The organism is Enterobacter sp. JBIWA005, assembly GCF_019968805.1.
GTDB lineage: Bacteria > Pseudomonadota > Gammaproteobacteria > Enterobacterales > Enterobacteriaceae > Enterobacter > Enterobacter vonholyi.
This window is the reverse complement of sequence record NZ_CP074159.1, coordinates 919,197-937,062: the sequence shown is the minus strand read 5'-3', so window position 1 is coordinate 937,062 and position 17,866 is coordinate 919,197. Positions and strand designations below refer to the sequence as shown.

Annotated in this window: 15 protein-coding genes and 1 pseudogene; 1 reads left to right on the top strand and 15 read right to left on the bottom strand. The window is 55.6% G+C overall.

Features of this window, described 5'->3' with window-relative positions:
• Positions 1-15: 15 nt before the first annotated feature.
• The 15 genes and pseudogenes from KGP22_RS04400 to KGP22_RS04330 form a co-directional block, all read right to left on the bottom strand.
• Positions 16-2,907 (bottom strand): annotated as a pseudogene (locus tag KGP22_RS04400) (hypothetical protein).
• Positions 2,907-5,612, bottom strand: coding sequence for a transglycosylase SLT domain-containing protein (locus KGP22_RS04395; RefSeq protein ID WP_223581366.1), 2,706 nt, complete (start codon positions 5,610-5,612; stop codon positions 2,907-2,909). Before KGP22_RS04395 ends, KGP22_RS04400 begins: the two are co-directional and overlap by 1 nt.
• A gap of 2 nt (positions 5,613-5,614) precedes the next feature.
• A complete protein-coding gene (locus KGP22_RS04390; protein ID WP_219377389.1) occupies positions 5,615-6,082 on the bottom strand; it encodes a hypothetical protein in 468 nt (155 codons plus the stop codon).
• A gap of 2 nt (positions 6,083-6,084) precedes the next feature.
• The gene (locus KGP22_RS04385; protein WP_223581364.1) at positions 6,085-6,534 is read right to left on the bottom strand and encodes a GNAT family N-acetyltransferase; all 450 of its coding nucleotides are present in this window, start codon (positions 6,532-6,534) and stop codon (positions 6,085-6,087) included.
• Between the two features lies 1 nt (position 6,535).
• Entirely contained in the window at positions 6,536-8,524 is a 1,989-nt protein-coding gene (locus tag KGP22_RS04380; RefSeq protein ID WP_223581362.1) for a hypothetical protein, read from the bottom strand.
• 1 nt (position 8,525) lies between these two features.
• Positions 8,526-9,089 (bottom strand): hypothetical protein, encoded by a 564-nt coding sequence (locus KGP22_RS04375; protein WP_223581360.1) that lies wholly within the window; start codon positions 9,087-9,089, stop codon positions 8,526-8,528.
• 58 nt (positions 9,090-9,147) lie between these two features.
• Entirely contained in the window at positions 9,148-10,059 is a 912-nt protein-coding gene (locus tag KGP22_RS04370) for a phage capsid protein (RefSeq protein ID WP_223581358.1), read from the bottom strand.
• 218 nt (positions 10,060-10,277) lie between these two features.
• Positions 10,278-11,114 carry a hypothetical protein gene (locus tag KGP22_RS04365; RefSeq protein ID WP_223581356.1) on the bottom strand — a complete coding sequence of 279 codons (837 nt, stop codon included), beginning with the start codon at positions 11,112-11,114 and terminating at the stop codon, positions 10,278-10,280.
• Positions 11,101-11,334, bottom strand: coding sequence for a hypothetical protein (locus KGP22_RS04360; RefSeq protein WP_001619031.1), 234 nt, complete (start codon positions 11,332-11,334; stop codon positions 11,101-11,103). Before KGP22_RS04360 ends, KGP22_RS04365 begins: the two co-directional genes overlap by 14 nt.
• Complete coding sequence (locus KGP22_RS04355) at positions 11,331-12,956, bottom strand: portal protein (RefSeq protein ID WP_223581354.1); 1,626 nt, start codon at positions 12,954-12,956, stop codon at positions 11,331-11,333. The genes KGP22_RS04360 and KGP22_RS04355 overlap by 4 nt, the downstream gene beginning before the upstream one ends.
• 3 nt (positions 12,957-12,959) lie before the next feature.
• Positions 12,960-13,190, bottom strand: a complete 231-nt coding sequence (locus tag KGP22_RS04350) for a hypothetical protein (protein WP_015571350.1) — start codon at positions 13,188-13,190, stop codon at positions 12,960-12,962.
• Between the two features lie 13 nt (positions 13,191-13,203).
• Complete coding sequence (locus tag KGP22_RS04345; protein WP_223581352.1) at positions 13,204-13,644, bottom strand: hypothetical protein; 441 nt, start codon at positions 13,642-13,644, stop codon at positions 13,204-13,206.
• Between the two features lie 277 nt (positions 13,645-13,921).
• Entirely contained in the window at positions 13,922-14,197 is a 276-nt protein-coding gene (locus KGP22_RS04340; protein WP_015571352.1) for a hypothetical protein, read from the bottom strand.
• A gap of 308 nt (positions 14,198-14,505) precedes the next feature.
• Positions 14,506-16,674: a VapE domain-containing protein gene (locus KGP22_RS04335; RefSeq protein ID WP_223581349.1), complete on the bottom strand. Its 2,169-nt coding sequence runs from the start codon at positions 16,672-16,674 to the stop codon at positions 14,506-14,508.
• Positions 16,675-16,677: 3 nt separating this feature from the next.
• Complete coding sequence (locus tag KGP22_RS04330) at positions 16,678-16,854, bottom strand: Cro/CI family transcriptional regulator (protein ID WP_023332177.1); 177 nt, start codon at positions 16,852-16,854, stop codon at positions 16,678-16,680.
• Positions 16,855-16,969: 115 nt separating this feature from the next.
• Here KGP22_RS04330 and KGP22_RS04325 point away from each other — a divergent pair, with 115 nt between their 5' ends.
• Positions 16,970-17,662 carry a helix-turn-helix transcriptional regulator gene (locus tag KGP22_RS04325; RefSeq protein WP_223581347.1) on the top strand — a complete coding sequence of 231 codons (693 nt, stop codon included), beginning with the start codon at positions 16,970-16,972 and terminating at the stop codon, positions 17,660-17,662.
• Positions 17,663-17,866: the final 204 nt, after the last annotated feature.

Below are 17,866 nucleotides of genomic sequence, written 5' to 3'. Positions count from 1 at the left end.
GCCTTACCCTTGCCATTAACGCATGCCGGGGTCGACCTGATTTATCAGTGGAGCGATCCAGAACAGATTGTTACCCGGCAGCAGCGTACGCACGTTATGCAGTACCCGATCGCCAGCATCACCGTTGAGCACGCCAGCGGTCACATCGGTAACGGTATCGAGCAGGCCGAACGTTGGCCCAAGCGCAGAGCCGATAAAACCACGGCTGGCATAACGTGACTGCGTTCCGGTACCGAGCAGTGCACCCAGTCCCACCATACCGCCGGAGGCTTTTTCTGCCATGTTGTTATATTCCATCAGCGGGCCGAGAATACCGGAACGGTCGATACCCTCAATGGCCAGTTTCTGAGGCGACCAGTCAACCTCTTTACCATTTGCAGACTGTTTCAGCGCGTATGTCAGTGCGCCGAGACCAATCTGGAAAGCGGTACCGTAATAAAACTGACCCGTTCCCTCCTGTAGGCCGCCCAGTGTAGCGCGGTTGTAGGATGCGGTAGCGAAAGATTTAAACTGGAAGATGGTCTTACCCAGTGGCGTACTGGCCCATAATGGCGTATCGCCGATCCCCGGCGTGATAACGGTGTTATTAACGTCCTTGAGTACAGCAGACTGAAATACCCCCGCCACGTGCTGATCGTCCCATTTTTCAAAATTACCGATATGCCAGCCATCGATAACCTCACCGTGCTTTTCGAATTCGCTGCGGATACGCGCGGCCATATTGTCGTTAATGCCGAGTTTGGCAAGGCGGCGGCCAGCGAACGCGCCGGACAGAATTCCGTCGGAGGTGATCATGCCGTTTACCGATTTGTTCATATCGTCGAAGTGGCCCATCAGCGTGAGCTTGCCGAACGCATCAGTGACGCGCTCCATTCCCGCCTCTACCGCTGTAGTGCGGGCGGAACTGTCTACCAGGTCACCCATCGTACGCGCACGGGTATGCAGGATAGTTTCCAGCCCGACGGCCATTTTTAACTGTTCGGCCCGGCTGGCCTTGAATGCCGGCGACCGGGTTATCAGCGCAGAGTAGCCGCGCATGGTATTGCCAAACCCGTTAACCATCACACCGCGGGCGAGATCAGGAATAGCGGAAACGGTCATACCACCCAGCTTGGTGACAAAGTTAGCGCTGCGAAGGAACGCGCCAGCACGTACGAAAAATGATGATGGATCGTCCGGCATGCCGTAGGTACCCGCCAGACGGTCGCGCAGCGCAGTGATATCACGAATATCGTTATCGCGGGCTTTCGCCAGCTTCGCCTGGTCTTTGGGGTTCTGGCGCATCAGCGCATCGTATTCATCCTGAATATCCTTGAGCTGCTTTTCCAGCGATTTGTTACCGAATGCGCGCGTCAGCTCAACCTCTGCTGACGCCTCGCGGATATGACGCTGCAGTACATAATTGGCGTCGCTCTCCAGATAATCTTTCATCAGGCGATCGGGAACGCTGAGCGTACGCGACCGGGTGCTGCCTGCCGCTTTCACCATAAAGACGTTCGCAAAATCCTGAGGAATTTTTGCGCCGACGATTTTGTTGATCGTGGCATCAGCAGTAATTTCCGCCTCTTCGCGGGACATGGTTTTTTCGCCGCGCGACCACCAGTCGACCAGCATCTCGCGGAATTTATCACGCTCGTTGACGATCTTGCCGACTTTGTACACGCGGGGGAAATAGCTTTCCTGGCCGATGGCTTTCAGTTCCTCGTCGGGCGGCAGCAGGCCAAGCTTTTGCTGCGCCACTTTCACCCGGTTAACCACGGTGCGCATTGCCTGCGCCGCTTCCTGCACAACCGGATTAGCATGCACATCGCCACTGCGCATGGCGTTACCGACTTCCTCTCGGAACTGGGAAAAACTCAGGTCACCGCCAGCGGCTTTATACTGGCTGTAGGCCTGCTTGTTCGTCACCACGACGGCGGCCTCTTCACGACGCCACCCGCGAACGCGGGTTTCTGCCGCGACAGGTGTCTCAATACCCCGGGCGTTACCCTACAGTGTGTAGTTATTTTCTGCCAGCTCCAGCGCCGTACGGCGGGAGGTTTTGGACGGTGACTCCATAAGACGGGTGAACGGCGTCAGATAACTGCCCGCCTTGCGTGCCAGTTTACCAACCGGACCGCCAGCTGCAGGAGTGAGATCCTCGAGCGTTGCCTCACTGATTCTCGCCGCGCCGACGCTGCCCCCTTCGGGGAGCGAGGCAGCAGCTGTGTCCGTCGCTGACGTGATGCTCATATTATCGAGCGCGTCAGCCACTTCGCGCGTGGCCGCAGTGCGAACAGATGGCGATAACGCAGCCCCGGCAGCAGCGAATACGCCGCTCATCAACGCACCCGCTGCGACGTGGGAAGCGCTTTCCCCCCATGTGCGGGTGATCTGCTGGTTATTTAGTGCAACCTCGCTCGCTGCTGTTGCAGCTGCACCGATTGCAGCCTGCGACGCGATACGGGCAACCGCGCCGCCCTGCGCACCGGGGATAAACATGGAAGCTACGGTGACAGGGTCTACCACTCCGGCTGCAATGCTGGCGAGGACACCTTCGCCGCCAGCCTCGGAAAGTACCCTGCGGTCCTCGTTTTCGTCGTCAATCTGTTGTTTCAGCCAGGCGGTCTCCTCCGGCGATCGGGAATCAGCAAACGCCGAGCCCCACTGTTCGTACCCGTGCAGCTCGGTTTTATCCGCATAAGGGTTATAACCCTCTACCGGCTCAAACTGTTTGGCCGGGCGGAACATTTCGCCAAGCAGGTTATTTTGGCGAAATGCTGCCCCCCAGACAGAGGGCTCATCCTGTTGAGGCTCAGGGTTGGTACCTTCGGGTAAAGGCACATCAAATCCTGTAGGTGCCGCCAGGACATTACCCGTCGGAGTGAATCCGTTATTCAGTTCTTCAGGAGTGGCGTATACCGGCATTATTCAGTGCTCCACGAAAAGTAATTTTTAACCCTGTCCATACGCTCGTTGTGCAGGCGCTTATATTGTTCGTCGAGCGCGCGGTGCTTATCTTTGAATCCGCGAATATCCTGACCGCGTTGCAGCTCATTGCGATCATGCTCTTCACGCTCTTCCTGCATTTTTTTGTATGGCGCCCACTCTTCTAAGGACGGCTTCCAGCGCATCGGCCTGCCAAATTTGTCGTAGAACGGCTGCACCGCTTCAATACCGTCCTTGTCTTTTGTCCGCACCATGATGGCGTAATCGCCATTGCGGGCCGTCAGCACATCAGGGGTAATCTCCAGTTCGCCGCCAATTCGTGACTCTGGCGTTTTGCTGGTAACCGGCACTGCGCTACCGGAAGTGATACCCAACTGGGCCGGACTGGTAATGATGTCGCCCTTGCGTTCGCCGTACATCAGGCTTTCTTTTTCTTCTTTCCACTGCGCCGCATGCCAGCCTGACGGACCGTAGTTATAAAGTGCCTCAGGCGCGTATTTCATGAACTTAGCGCCGCCGTTTACCTCGCTTATGCTCCATGTACGGGCGATCTGCTGGTTTGTCATTTTCTTCGCTGCATCTGCATTACCGCCGGTTGTGCGGTAGTTGATGTCATACAGAGACTGGTAATCGTTGCGGAACCGCGCAGCCTCGGGTGTCTGATCGTCTGCAGAGGGATCGAACCGGAACCATTGCGACATACTGCTCACCGCAGAATCCATCGCCTTACCGCGGTCTTTTTTATACTCCTTGGTGCTCTGGGTCGACGCCAGCTGCGCCTTGAGCGCATCGGTCTGGTTGTAGGTCAGATTCTGCGCCTGTTCAATAGCGGTTTCGGATGCCATGCCAGAATCGGTAAGCTGCTTAACAGTAAGATAAAATCCCTGCATATCCTTTGGCATGTCGCCAACGGACGCGGGATCTGTGTCATAGAGACGATTAAATAACTCGGCCCCCTGACGGACCGCCTCAGGACTGCGCGCGCGGGAAATCGCCGATAACTGGGTGGTTACCTGCGAAGGGATGATCCCGGTCTGGGCCACCTGCTGTACGATCCCGTCGTGGGTAGTGGCGTCGTTAATACGGAAATTTTGCGCCGTCGGCGTCGCGTCGGCGGCTTTTTGCATGGATTTATTGGTAGGGTCAAGTTTCTCGCCCATAGACAACGCTTCGTTAAAACGACGGATATCACGCTGCGCCTGTATCACCTCATTACTTTTTAGCACCAGCGAGCCGAGTTTGCCGTAAGCATCAAGTTTCAGCGCATAATCCGGATCGTTTGCCTCGGGCTTTAACTTCGCAATTTCAGCCTGCTGCTGTTCTGGGGAAACGTACTGTATCGCCTGGAAGGTTTTGGCGTTGTTGATCGCGATGTCGAGTTGCTTAACAGCCTTTGCCCCCTGCTCACCATACGCAAACATGATAGAGGCTTTATCGGGCATCGCATCAGGCACTTCGCCGTTATACAGCTGCACCATCGTATTATTCAGGATGGGGTCTATTTGCTCGCGCAGAGCCGTACGTTGCTCACGGATTTTTGACTCAGCAATGTTATCGATTTTGTTAACAGAAACAGGATCGAGGCCTGTTTTGTTTTTACGGTATCGGGCCAGCCATCCGCGAGTTTCAGAGGGAAGCTTCCTGATAAAATCAGACTCGGAAATTTCACCCTTGCGCGGGTCGCCCACTTTGTCGATCAGTTTGTCAACGTTACCCATGCCCCAGTTATAAGCGGCACCAGCCAGAGTCTCAGAACCATATTTGCCGTAAAGCTGGTTTGCGTAATCGCTCGCCAGTAGGGCATTTTGCTCTTCGTCTGCCGGGTTATATTCTACACCGCGCTTCGCCGCCAGCTCTTTACCCGTGTCCGGCATAAGCTGGTATTTCCCCTGTGCACCTGCGGGAGAAGTAATAATACTGCCGTCAGCATTGAAATGCTTACCGCCAGATTCAACAATCCCGATGGCGCGCATATCTAGCGCACCGGCATCTTTCACGGGAAAATCGCCATTTAACCAGCCCTGAGGATTGGTTACCGCATAGTTTTGGGCTCGCTGGTCCATAGCCCGCAAATTGGCCTCAGAAACCGCCTGATCGATTTGCTCCTGTGACCATCCCTGTGCCTGGCCATACAATGAAATTGAGTGCTGCCGTGCACCACGAATTAACGCAGCAGCCTGCGGATCGTCAAATGCCCCCGCTTCCTGCTCAACGGATGATTTAACCGTTGCGTCAAGCTGCTGGCGCTGGGCCTGTTCTGTCTGGCTGCGCTCAAAGCTGTTGTAGGTGCTGGCGCGACGAATCTGTCCGGCTTTCCACTGGGCGTCAAAATACTGCAGCTGGCTTTGCGGTACGCGCTTTCTGGCTTCTTCATAGTCTGAGGAATCCAGCTTATCCATATCGAGTCCTACCCCGGAGGACTTGAACCCCTGCCGGGTGACTAACGCGCCCGTCTCTGGGTTTTCCCATCGGTCGCTGGATTTCGCATCAAGATCGGTGAGTATTGCCTGTGTGGCCGCCACATCTGCTTTATCTTGCGTACGCTGGAAATCCTCTGCAGTCTGCCCCAGCACGGCCCCCAGACCAGCAACAGCATTACCGATCTGGCCGACATTACTGACACCGATGCGAGTCTGGTTAGCCTGTGGCGTAACGTTGCCAAAATTACCCGTTGGAATTCTCACGGTTATTTACTCCCTGCTTTTTTCCAGCCGTTATACGCCGTACCACCAGCGCTCAGTAGAGAACTGCCTGCGCTGATGTAGCCCGATGTTGAAGCATTACGGCCGCTAATGCGGTCTGCGGACGCCTGCGCATTCAGCCTGGCGCCCTGGTTAGTACCATTCAAAATGGTCTGGTAAGCATCCTGCTCGGCATCACCGACGATCTCAGACTGAATACGCAGCGCCGTACCTTCCCCCGTGTCCACCCCAGACCCTGCAAGAGAAGCGCGCGCTGCGGCGGCCTGTGCCCGCCCCGCTTTACGGATGCGATCGGCCTCTACCCGCGCTGCTGCCTGCGCAGCTTCGGCGTCGGCTTCCGCCTGTGCGGCCTGATAGTTGGACATTTTCTTCTGTTGCTGTCCGCTATAAACCGCTCCGCCGGCAGCAAGAACAGATGCGCCGATAGCCGCAATTTCCACGCCAGTACACATTTTTAAACCTCCATTGAATACAGCAAGCCAGAGCGTTTCAGGCCAAGACGGGAATACATTTCTCCGGTACGTTCTTCATGTACGCCCGTAGTGATACCCATATTTATGAGCGCTGCGCCGTGTTCTTTCGCCCAGTTGATAAATGCTTTAGCGAGACGCGGGCCAGCAGTGCCGCCGCGATGCTCTGGGGCGACAAAGAGCCCATACTCAAAGGCCATTAACTGGCGGCTGAACCACTGCTCAGCAATCCCGCCAGCCATCCAGCCGATGACAACACCGTCTTTTTCGGCAACCAACACGCACCCTGCGGGTGACGCGATAATGCTGCGTGCCAGGTCTGCACACTTTTCCTCATCAAAGGGGGAATTCTGCGAATAGCGGGATTCGATATACATCCGCGCACCCAGTTCAATCAGCGCCGGAATATCCCCGGCCGTTGCGTTACGTACCATGTCAGCCCCCGTTACTGGTGAACGTGAAAATGATTGCGAGAAGATGGAATGGCAGCGGCTGGCGCTGCTGAATTGTCAAGGTGTCTTCCCCGCGCTCCCAGCCGAGTTTTCCCCAGAAATGATCGCCGGTGAAAAGTGGCGCGGGCTGGTTGAGGATTTTCGGCCCGAACCGACGGAACGGAATAACCTGGCCGTTGCACTCTGCACCTGTAGTATCGAGAAAACGCATCGTCACTTCGCTGGTGCGCTTCTTCGCGTTCTGCGTGGTACCCTCCGTCGTCTGAACCTCAGGGGAAAGCGTTTCGATCGTGCTTTCGAAGTGCAGGCCGATTTCTACGTTTTTAGCCTTGCGCGAGAGGGTGATTTGGCCTGAGGAAACTGTGTACTGAGGCATAACAGCACCGTCGGCAACTACGTCAACCGTCTGGCCCTCAAGGTGGGAAAGGCCGGTCCATATATCGGAACCTGCGCTACTTGTCCCGGTAACAGCTGCATCGGTATAAAGCTTGCTGTCGAACACCTCAACATAACGAACAACCTGACCGTTTATCTCGCGGCGAATGATCGCATAAACCACATCGTCGGAATCGGACGGGATGGTAGCCACTGACTCAAATGCGCCGTCGGTGACCTGTCTGGACCAGGCAATAACATCCTGACCACGGTCAATAGCCATCGTAACTGCAACGCCATCAGCCCGAACCATCCAGATAAACGCGTCTGGTTGTTGCTGATAGGCCATATCCAGCACACCACCCGCGGTGATGTGTTCGGCCAGCACCGTCATATCGTTTGCTGAATATGAAACAAAGCTGTCGGGGTCGTACGCTACTGCGTAGAGTTTGCGGCCAGCGCGCTGCACAAACATGATTTCGGTACCAACGCGCACCGGGCGGATCCCGTTGCAGCCGTACGGGCTCGGATTTTTTACCGAGATATTGGTCGGTGTAATAGCTGCATCGTTGCCGGAGGTGATCGTAAACTCGCCGCCGTAGGTCAGTGCAATCAGGGTATTCATCTGTGCCAGATGCACAATCGGGTTGAGCTGGTCAGAAGAAAGCGTGAAGCTGATCGCGTCATCATCTTCGGTACCAATCTCAAAGGACAGATAAACGCCTGTTTCGCTCCACCAGATTGTTTGCGGATATTTTGGCGAACCAGCCAGTACAAGGCGCTGCTGGTAAAGTGTCACCGCACCGGGGTACCCAAATTCATTGGTCCAGACCGTGTCCTCACGCGTCCATGATCCCGGTGATGCAGCCTGCGTTGCCGTTAAGTCACTGCGGATGGTACCGACGGCAATCTGCGCGCTGGTGATGCTTTTAATCAGAACCAGACCACCATTAAGACGAACGTAAGAGCCAACGTCCTGAGCGACCCAGCCTGCACCAGTAAAAGGCGGTGTAGCGCTGCTCCCCGGGTCAGCATCGCTCAGGGTCAACGTAATGTCAGAGCCTACGAATTCTTTGACGGATGGCTTACACCATTTCTGCGGTGTATCGCGCACCTCGTCAAACGGCTCTACGATGAACGGTGCAGGTTCGAGCACCCAGTCTTTTTGACCACGGCGCTGCAGGCGGTGAGGTTTCACGGACTGATGCACCAGGAACATAGTGTCAGCACCCTGCACATAATTCACAGCAGACAACATATCGGCGGTGTATGGGCTGGCGATTTCATAAGGCGTATTGTCGCCGTTAACCAGCTGCTTACCGTTCTGATAGATACGCATGTAGCCGTCGCCAAATTCAAGCATGTAGGCCTGGGAACGGTTGAACACGTAGGGAATAAGGCGGGATTTTTTATTTCCAAATTTTGTGGCTGCCGCAAAACGGGTGCCAGGTCTGCGGACAACACCACCCTGCACGACCACCACCGCGTTTTCGATAACCTTCGCGCCATTGGCGTAGCGGGCAATGTCAACGCGCCCCATCAGGCGAGGGGAAACTTCGCCAGCTGTAAAATTGGTTTTTATAAGGTTCGCGCGCATGTCAGAACCTCGACTCATAAGTTGGGTAACCGCCCAGCTCTTCCGGCGGGTCTTCCTGCCCATCGACGGCTTTTGCCTGTTTAAGAAGGAATGCAGCCTCCTGTGCCAGACTATCGCGCAGGCTGGCTGACCCGGTCACCGCGTATGCCAGTTTGGACTGCATCATCATTTCAGCAACATCCACCAATGCGGCATCCCATGTAGACTCATCCTCGTTACGGTAGATATAACGCAGACGAATCGCATCGACGTTAGCCAGCAGCCGGCCCCCCTCAATACGGTAATCAGCATCATCCCGTGGCTCTCCCACGGAGAGGACGCGAATCAGATCACCCGGCAGCGAAAACTGATAACCGTACCCGAAGACAGGCGCGGCACTGACAGGCGAGAGCACAACGCGTTTTATCGCACAGTTCCACGGGTGAGCACGCAGTAATTTATTGCGGACAGTAGGGTAAAGGTTGGCGCAAAGACGGGCATGATCCGTGTCTTCGTCGAAATCATTTATCGGGTGTGCACCCAGCGCCAGAAGTGCGTTTGAGCAGATAGAAACACTCGAAGTCATGGCAGAACCTCAGATGAAAAAAGGCCGGGGGTGTACCCCGGCAAAAACACCAGCGGCATTAAGCAACAAAATCGATGGCGACGACTTTTTTCTCGTCAGCACGGCCAGCACCGTAAGACGCATCAACAGAGATCTGAATGGTGTTATTTTTATCGCGACGCGGACCAATATCGACGTTGTACTCAGCGCCGGTACCGAAATGCACAGCAGATTTACACCATGCAACGGCGGTTTTTGTGGTCACGGCCGGAGAGCCTGCGGTCACAGAATCCAGTTTTTCGTAAGCCAGCCACTTAAAGCCGAGCCAATTGCCGGACACAGCACCTTCCTGCAGCATTTTCACCGCCATGAAGTCGGCAGAAGTCAGCGTGGTATCGCTGAGGATTTGCGTCAGCATGTCGGCGTTGTAGGTGATATACAGCTCTTCACCGTTCTGTTCGTCGCATTCGTTACGGCGGAACATCGCTTTCGCCGCGATCAGCTTGGCTTTGGTCATGCCCGTGCCGCCAGCTACGATTTTCTGCGATGCTGGCAGTGCCACAGGGGTGTACGCACCAGTGCTGGACGTTTTACGCAGCACCGAACCAAGCAGAGCGCGATAGACTATATCGTCTTTTTTGCGGTTGGAGGCCGCCAGGGTCAGCTGCAGATATGGCCCCTGAGGGTCGGCCAGCAGTTTACGCAGGTCACGTTTTTCAACGGGTACGAATACACCGTAGTCCGCCATCAACGCATTACGGGTGCCAGCTTCTGGCAGGTCCCATACGGTGTCACCGAAACGCGTGGTGATCTGCGTCATTTCGATGGTGCCCATATCGTTGATGGTGAACGCCTCGCCGGTGATCATCCCCCGGTCGTTTACCGCAGCCTGCAGGCGGGAATCCTTCTGCTGCGCGGCGATTTCGAAAGAATCATGAAACTGAGTAATAAACGCAGCGGTGATCATGTTCTTATTGGCATCAAATGGCATAACAATCACTTCAGAAAATATCGCCTGCTGGGTTGTCGGTTGCCCGGCCCGATTAACACAATGCGCGTGGCGCTTACGCACTGCGGGAAAATTCAGTTATCCGGCGTCCCCGCCGGGCTGGTTGTGGGGAGATTGTTAGCGAGGTGTGCGGTCGGAATCCCGACCAAATGAAAAAGCCAGCCTGACCCGCTGGCTTTTGGTGTTGGCTCTGTGACATGTCACGCTACAGTTTGATCGCCGTAACGTTTCTGGTAATACGCTTTGACCTTCGCAGAAACGCGTTCGTGGTCTGGGTTTTTGGGGTCCATGTACGCCGGGGATTTCATCAGGTCGCGAATGGTCTGCTGCTCTTCGAGGTTCACATCGCCGCCCGCTGGCGCATCTTCCTGCATTTCAGCACCGACTTTAGCCAGCATGCGGATAACCATCGGGTTATTGCCGATCTCGTCAATGCGGCCTTTGTCGGCGTCGTCAACCAGCGAATTAAACGCACGGAAAGCCAGACCGATATTTTGCTTGAACTCTGCGTCAGTCTTCCACACTTCACGCAGCTGCGTGGTTGCAGATTCTGCATCCAGAGCCGCGGCACCGCCCACCAGCTCGGGAGCGCGCTGCGCGTATTCGCCCAGGATAAAACTCATCTGATCGTTGGTGATGCCTTTGGCGTGGGCTGTTTTCATGAAGCCCTGCATGCGCGGATCGGCTTTGAATTCTTCCCAGTTGAACCCCTCAACCTCTACCTTAGGTGCATACTCATCTGCCGTTTTCGGCGGTGCGTCGCCGCTCCCCATGCGTTTTTCAAGGTGAGTGTAATTTTCCGCCAGTTTGCGGGCAGAGCTTTCAATACTGAGCTTTCCGTCTTCGCCCATAACGCGGAATTTCTCAGGTAGCCAGTCATTAGCACCCGGCTCGCCCGCGCCGGTGCTGAGCAGAGAATTACCAGAAGGTTCACCAGCACCCGGATTATTGCCGCCATCTTCACCACCTCCGTTACCACCGCCAGGCTGTTCTGCGCCAGGCTCAGCATTCATGAATAAGTGTTTAAGCTTCCACATCGTCTTCTACTCCATCGGCCTTGTTGATTTCGCGCAGGATGTAATCCAGTACGGATCGCTGCCCTGCCCTGTAACACGTTTCGCGGTCGCCCTCGGTACCGCCGGGGACGTACGCCGCACGCCCGAAGCGGCGCGTTAATTCTTCCAGCACCTGAGAGCCACCAGGCATTTCTTCGAAAATGCGCTTAAAGTCCTGAGGTGTGGCCTGTTTTATTCTCATTGGTTACCTGCCAGTCGTTGCCCGATTGCCGCGCCAGCGGTCTGCCCTGCGGCTCCTGCCGCCTCAGTGCCAGCCTGCATCATGAGCTGCTGCTGAGCCGCCTGCTGCTGTGCTTTCTGGCGCTGGTTGCGGAGGTCCGCCACAGCATCGGATGATCGAATAACTTTGGCCGGGACGCCGAGCGCATCAGCCACTACGCGCGTGGCCTCGTCGGTGTCAATCAGATCAACAACGTCCTGGCTGATACCAGCGAGATTCGCAACGTTAGCGCCGAGGCGCTCGATTGCCGTTACGTCTTCCAGCTTCTGGGCGCGTGCCAGAGGCGAGATGTAACGCACGTTGAAATTGGCGTTCTGCAGGCTCTCCGGCGGCGGGGAGAAGATGCCAGCGCGGAAAGCGATGCCAAAGCAGCGCACCACCAGCAACTGGAGATATTCAGCCTGGAACCGTCCATAGACCGGGCCGAGCAGCTGGCGAATCAGCGCGACGCGCACGTGCACCTCGGTGGCGGTCATGGCCGGGCCGTCCTGAGGCTGCAGCTGGTCGGCCATCATGATTTTGCGGATTGATGCCTGCAGGCGATCTTCTGCGGTGAACGCTACCTGGAAATCTGCACCTGTCAGCAACGGTTTCATGCTGTCGGTACTGTTCGCCACGATGATGCGACGCGGGCCTACCTTGACCGTACGCGGGTTGAGTACACCGTCGTCCTCGGCAATCCACATGCCGGAGATAGCCAGATCCTGCGCGGCTTTCTCCATGCGTTTGGTTTCGTTCAGCTCTTTGCAGTCCGGCAGCGCGTCGTACACCGGGCCGATGCCGTAGGAGCCGCCGGGGATTTTCATCCAGCGCGGCACGCAGCACGGGAATTCGTGATAACCAGATTCACGCACAATCTGCTTGTTGCTCACGTCGACGTTGTACGACGCAAAGCGCATGTTCTTCGCCAGGCGGGCATCGACCATGTAGGTTTCGCGCGGGAAAATGCAGTGCAGGAAATCGAATTTATCGTCGGGCTTTTTCTTCGCCGCGTCGCGGATCTTTTCGCTGACCTTGTCCGCGCCGAATTCTTTGATGGCCTGCTCAGCGGTAAGCTGGTAGCGGCGGTAGATCGTGTCCACGATGCCATCCTTGCGGGTGGACGTGACATAACACTGTGCCAGCGGCCATTGCTGGAAGGTGTAGCCACCCTCTTCGCGGTCCTCGTCGATGTACAGGACGAACCAGCCAGCGCATACCACGTCGAGATTGGCCTCGTAGCCCTCGGCGTCGAAGTTGGCGGCGTGGATATTTTCCCATACCAGCGTGGCGCACTCGGACAGCCAGGCTTTGGCATCGTCCGGCAGCGATTCGCTGTCTAGATTCAGCCACTGCGCGTTTGCCGGGGTCATGCCGGACATGAGCGCAGAGGCCAGCATGCGTGCGCTGTCGGTGGCGGTGCCATCCAGTAGCTTCGCCACCTTGTGTTTTGCGCTCTGAGCGTCGAGCACTTCGTCAGAGAATCCCGCGCCGCGCAGCGGATAGGTGTAGTCATAGCACTCGCGCCAGACGCTTTCATGCTGCTGACGGTTGGCTTTCAGCGTGTCGGAACGCTTAATCAGCTTAACGGCGAGTTCATCCATCAGTTACGCCCCCAGAGTGTTTTTCTGTTGCGCTGCCTGCGCGCCAGATGACAGCAGAGAGCTGCCAGAATCAGCTGCACCCTCTGCGCCACTGGCGAGAAGGGACGAGCCTTTCTTGCGCTTCTTGCGCGCTGCAGCATCTGCGTTTGCCGCTTTTGCCGCTGCGTCGGCAGCTGCATCCGCTTCGGCCTGCGGGTCGGTCTGTACGACCTTTGGTGCTCCACCTCCACACATAACGCTTCCCCTTTTAGCCCGGAACGTGCCAGCCGTGCTCAGTCAGAACGGGCTTACCCGTCACAGGCTGAGGTTTACCCTCGTCGTTCGTCACGTAGCCCAGTGGCGCGGCTGGCTCCGCCGTGGTGGCTTTTTTGACGAGCTGGAGGAATTCAAGATTGTCGGTCAGCTGCTGGTCAGCCAGGTCGGTGAAGGCCAGCTCTTCAAAGCGGGCGATGATGGCTGCGCCCTGCTCGTTGATGGTACCCAGCAGAGTATTGCGCTCAGCAAGTGCGGTATCGTCCAGCAGGCTGGCAACGCGCTGCTGGATAACCTCCTGCTCTGCGCGCTGGCCGTCAGCGTTAAGGGTCAGGATCCCAGTCGCGGTAAGGCGGTTCTCTGCGTCTGTCTGCTGCTCTGCGCCCGTTTCAGGTTCCTGCCCCGGTACTTCGATAGGTTTCTTTGGTCGGCCCATTGTGGTGGCTCCTGTGATGATTGAGCCGTAAGTGTGAAATGGGGTCGCGGTCGGGATCCCGACCAAATGGAAGATTTGTTAAAAACAGGGCCGATTTAACATAATGGACGTTGCGCGCACCAGCAAAAGTGGACTCATTACGTTAAATGCGTGAAGGGTTTATTTGTTGCGGTTTACTTGCTGGAAGTGGTGAAAATGGACTGCATAAATCGTGCATAAAACAGGGCGGTTTTTGCATAGCGTTTTTTATCGGTGAACGCCCTGTTTTTGCAAGTTTTCATGGTGCCAGACGCTTCGATCGCCAGGCGTAAACAAAACGCCGTGATGTGACCTGCGCTGGCAGTTCGGAGCGTGGGCGCTGTGTCACGTAGCACCAGAAATCTATCAGCGCTTCGCCCGTATGGTGGTTCGGTGCTGCGCCCTGCTTCCAGCCGATGATAGCAGACTTCGACACGTCGAGCTCTCTGGCAATCTCCTGCAGGGGAATACCGCTGCGCGTGATGTCGTTAATCACCCGGAACCAGTCTGTTTTGAACGTTGCAACAACTGGCATGGGTCACCTCGCAAAACGCGCGCACGCGCGAGCATAGAGAGCGATTTTATTGAGCTTCTGGCGCTCGTTAATCGCCGTGGTGGGATCAAATCGTGTTTGCATATCGCTACCCGCAAAAAATTACATGTTCGACGTGTTACCACCTGTTACCACTGTTACCGCCTTTCTATAACCTTTTCCCAAATCGACTTATATATATATATGGGGTTTCTAGTAAATAGGTGGTAACAGTGGTAACAGTGGTAACATTCATTAAATTTCAATTAGTTAAATTGTTACCGCCTCAACTTTAAGGTGGTAACAGGTGGTTACGCCCGCTGCCAAATCTTCATTAATTTGCCTTCAACGCGTCGAGTAACTCGCGAATAACCGCAATTTTGCAAAACATTGCTAATTCGCATTTCTTCACGTTTTCCGATGTGGCTGGGGTTTAAGCCAATCGCATCGCGCAGAACGTCGCTAGCGCGTAAAAATTCGCAATTTCGAGGAATGTCGTTAGTCATCAGGTCGGGCGTGTCGAGCCATTTCTCGACCGTTTCGAGCCACGCGTCCTTAATGGTGTACTGCTCATGGACACTCGCACCGAGCCGCTCAGCATCGCGGAACTGGATGCCGCCAAGGCGCTTAAACGTCTCGCGGGCCTCAGCCCACAGCAAAAGGAGGTCGGTTTTTATCGCTTTCACGTCGACTTTCGACACCTCAACGGGCAACCACCGGCGGTTACCGGTCTTGTCAGCGAGGAATTCGTCCTCGTTGGTGGTACCGACGAACACCAGGCGACGCGGGAACTGCGTGGCGAACTCCCGGTATTTAGGGATCCAGTTCTCATGCGTGCGCGTCACGAATGCCTTGATGCTTTCCAGCTCTTTGGTATTGAGTCCGCGCAGCTCGCCAATCTCCGCCACCAGGCGCCCGCGCATCTTGCGTGCGAGGTCGTCGTCTTTCTCAGCGAATGAGATCTCAGTGAAGAATGCCGGGTCGGGGCTAAGCGCCTCCACGCCGGAGGATTTACCGCAGCCCTGGGGACCGACAAGGATCGGCACCATATCGGCTTTGACGCCGGGTTCCAGCACCCTGCCCGCCAGCGCCGTCCACATGTACATGGACACCGCGCGAGTGTATGGCGTGTCGGCGGTACCGAAGTGCGTATGGTAGAAAGTTTCGATACGCGGCACGCCGTCCCACTCCAGCCCGTTCAGCCAGGTAGTCGCCGAGTCGAAAGGCTGTTCGTCAGCGGCCAGCAGGACAACGTCGCGTATCAGCTCACGCCCAACAGGCTTAAAGCCTCGCTTTTCCATCGTGATGCGCAGGCGCGCATAGTCCGCATCGGTGAATGCCTGCCACTGGCCGGAGCCCGCCTGGGCGAACATGATTTCGTCGCGGAACTGGTCGAAGCGAATATCGATGTCCACAAAGTCAGGACGCACAACGGCTTTGGCCGCGTTGCTGATGGTGGCCTCGATGCGACCCCATTTGTCGCGCTCGAACGCAGGCAGCGGTAATGGCTCGGCCACTTCGGTGCTGGTCAGGTCTTCGAAATCGTCGTTGCGGATCCCGATGGCGTTAAGGAAATCGCCGTCGTCACGGTGAGCGCAACTGGCATGCAGGCACTTAAAATGGCCCTGCTCAAAGCCCGCGGTACCGCCCGGGAAGTAAACCGTACTGGTCGGGTCGCCGCCGGTGCTGTGGCCATCCTCGAACGGGCAGCGGATATATCGCTCGCCGTTCGCGCCGTCCAGCAGCGTCCAGCCATAGGCATCGAGGTATTCGGCTGTATCGTCCGTGGCACCGGGCGTGAACGTTGAGCGGTCGCGCATCTTCGTGCTGCCCGCTTCGGTGGTGACCGACACAGGCAGCTGTTCAGCAAGGCGCTGCCAGAGGGTTTCGAGCTGGTCAGCAGTAATGGCTGGCGGCTCGTCCGGCAGACCGCCGTCCCACTCAATACGCGCGCCGCTGCTGTGCGTACCACAGGCAACGAATTGTTGGCCGTTGGCCAGCAGCTCGATAATCCCCATATCGCCCGCCAGACGGTGGATACGCTTACGGAAATCGCCGTCAACGGCCAGCAGGTACAGGCATTTGTTGCTGTTGGCGCGCCAGCGACGCGGCGGCAGCTCGCCCAGCAGTTGCACCAGCGTTTTGCGAATATCGGCCTGGATATCTTCGTCTTCGCTGTCACAGTCCAGCGCCAGCCAGCCATGACCTGTACGCACGCAGATACCGTAATCCGGTTCGTTCGACCAGCGGGCAAAATCGTGCTCGGTTACGACGTGCTCTGTCCACTGAGCAATGCCGGTGACCAGACGGTCACGGTTATAGCGGCTCGGCGTTTTGCCCAGCGCTTTCAGTTTACTGTCGGGGGAAATGGCCGCGCCCGGTTTGCACACGACCGGCAGCAGCTGGTCAGTACGCCCCAGCACCAGATCGAAGTGGAACCATTCGTCAGGCGTCGCCCCCCAGATCTTTTTCTCTGGCATGGGTTACGCCTTTTGTCTGGCTTGAGTTTTTTTATTAGCGCTCAGTAACTTTTCAAGCTGCAGAGCTCTCAACTCTGGGATTTCGTCACCCCACTGAGATACTGCACCTTTAGAAACCTTCAATAATCGGGCGAGTTTCGCTTTGCTGCCCGCTAGCTCAATGGCTCTGGTCTTTTTCATATCCGTTTTCCTGGGCATGTATAGATTTACTGAGGTTAAGAAAACTAAACATATAAGTCAAGAAAACGATACCCTAACTAGGTTAAGCTAACTAAACCATATGAGGGGTAACACCATGATTAACGAACGTATTCGCGAAGCACGCCGCAATGTAAAAATGACTCAAGACGCGCTCGCTAAACGAATTAAGGTCACAAAAGCTACTATTTCCCAGTGGGAATCAGGCTCTACAGCGCCTAATGGTAAAAACCTGGTCAACCTGGCTGATGCTTTGGGTACATCCCCAGAGTGGCTACTCACTGGCAAACCTTCTGACGATAAAAAGATCACATCAAACGCTAGAGCAGAGGGTGTTTTTTCAACATGGGACTCAACCACGCCATTAGAGGATGATGAAGTGGAAATACCTTTCTACCACGAGATTGAACTATCCGCAGGGGATGGCACTTACGTAGAACTGGATCGCTCTGGATGTAAATTGCGATTTGCAAAATCCACTCTACGTAAAGCTGGTGTGGACGCAGGCTGTGCCGCTTGCGTTAGCGTACACGGTAATAGCATGGAGCCGGTTTTACCTGACGGGGCGGTAGTCGGTGTCGATACATCAAAGACCGGGATAAAAGATGGTCAGATGTATGCGATAGACCAAGATGGACTGTTACGTGTAAAGCTATTGTACCGCCTACCAAACGGTATCAGAGTTCGCTCGTTTAACCGGGATGAATACGCAGATGAAGATTATTTTTACCATGAGGCAAATAAGATAAACATCATAGGCCAAGTATTCTGGTATTCCGTTCTCCTGTAAAACAGCTTTCCCCTCTTCTGCGGCCCGCTTAATAGCGGGCTTTTCTTTACCAATTTGCAAAAAAGTACACTTTTCTTAACTCCAACTCTTGACTTTAAAGGTTTAGAGGTCTTAACTATGCATCAAAGGTTAAGATATCTATACAGAAATCTTAACGAGCTCTTTAACAAACAGAACCGCGTGACAGGTAAGCCGCTGTGCTCC

Excerpts from the sequence above, each read along its gene's own strand:
- KGP22_RS04350 (WP_015571350.1), bottom strand. The coding sequence starts at position 13,190 with ATGTGTGGAGGTGGAGCACCAAAGGTCGTACAGACCGACCCGCAGGCC.
- KGP22_RS04340 (WP_015571352.1), bottom strand. The coding sequence starts at position 14,197 with ATGCCAGTTGTTGCAACGTTCAAAACAGACTGGTTCCGGGTGATTAAC.
- KGP22_RS04330 (WP_023332177.1), bottom strand. The coding sequence starts at position 16,854 with ATGAAAAAGACCAGAGCCATTGAGCTAGCGGGCAGCAAAGCGAAACTC.
- KGP22_RS04325 (WP_223581347.1), top strand. The coding sequence starts at position 16,970 with ATGATTAACGAACGTATTCGCGAAGCACGCCGCAATGTAAAAATGACT.
- KGP22_RS04345 (WP_223581352.1), bottom strand. The coding sequence starts at position 13,644 with ATGGGCCGACCAAAGAAACCTATCGAAGTACCGGGGCAGGAACCTGAA.
- KGP22_RS04370 (WP_223581358.1), bottom strand. The coding sequence starts at position 10,059 with ATGCCATTTGATGCCAATAAGAACATGATCACCGCTGCGTTTATTACT.
- KGP22_RS04365 (WP_223581356.1), bottom strand. The coding sequence starts at position 11,114 with ATGTGGAAGCTTAAACACTTATTCATGAATGCTGAGCCTGGCGCAGAA.
- KGP22_RS04335 (WP_223581349.1), bottom strand. The coding sequence starts at position 16,674 with ATGCCAGAGAAAAAGATCTGGGGGGCGACGCCTGACGAATGGTTCCAC.
- KGP22_RS04380 (WP_223581362.1), bottom strand. The coding sequence starts at position 8,524 with ATGCGCGCGAACCTTATAAAAACCAATTTTACAGCTGGCGAAGTTTCC.
- KGP22_RS04375 (WP_223581360.1), bottom strand. The coding sequence starts at position 9,089 with ATGACTTCGAGTGTTTCTATCTGCTCAAACGCACTTCTGGCGCTGGGT.
- KGP22_RS04385 (WP_223581364.1), bottom strand. The coding sequence starts at position 6,534 with ATGGTACGTAACGCAACGGCCGGGGATATTCCGGCGCTGATTGAACTG.
- KGP22_RS04360 (WP_001619031.1), bottom strand. The coding sequence starts at position 11,334 with ATGAGAATAAAACAGGCCACACCTCAGGACTTTAAGCGCATTTTCGAA.
- KGP22_RS04355 (WP_223581354.1), bottom strand. The coding sequence starts at position 12,956 with ATGGATGAACTCGCCGTTAAGCTGATTAAGCGTTCCGACACGCTGAAA.
- KGP22_RS04390 (WP_219377389.1), bottom strand. The coding sequence starts at position 6,082 with ATGTGTACTGGCGTGGAAATTGCGGCTATCGGCGCATCTGTTCTTGCT.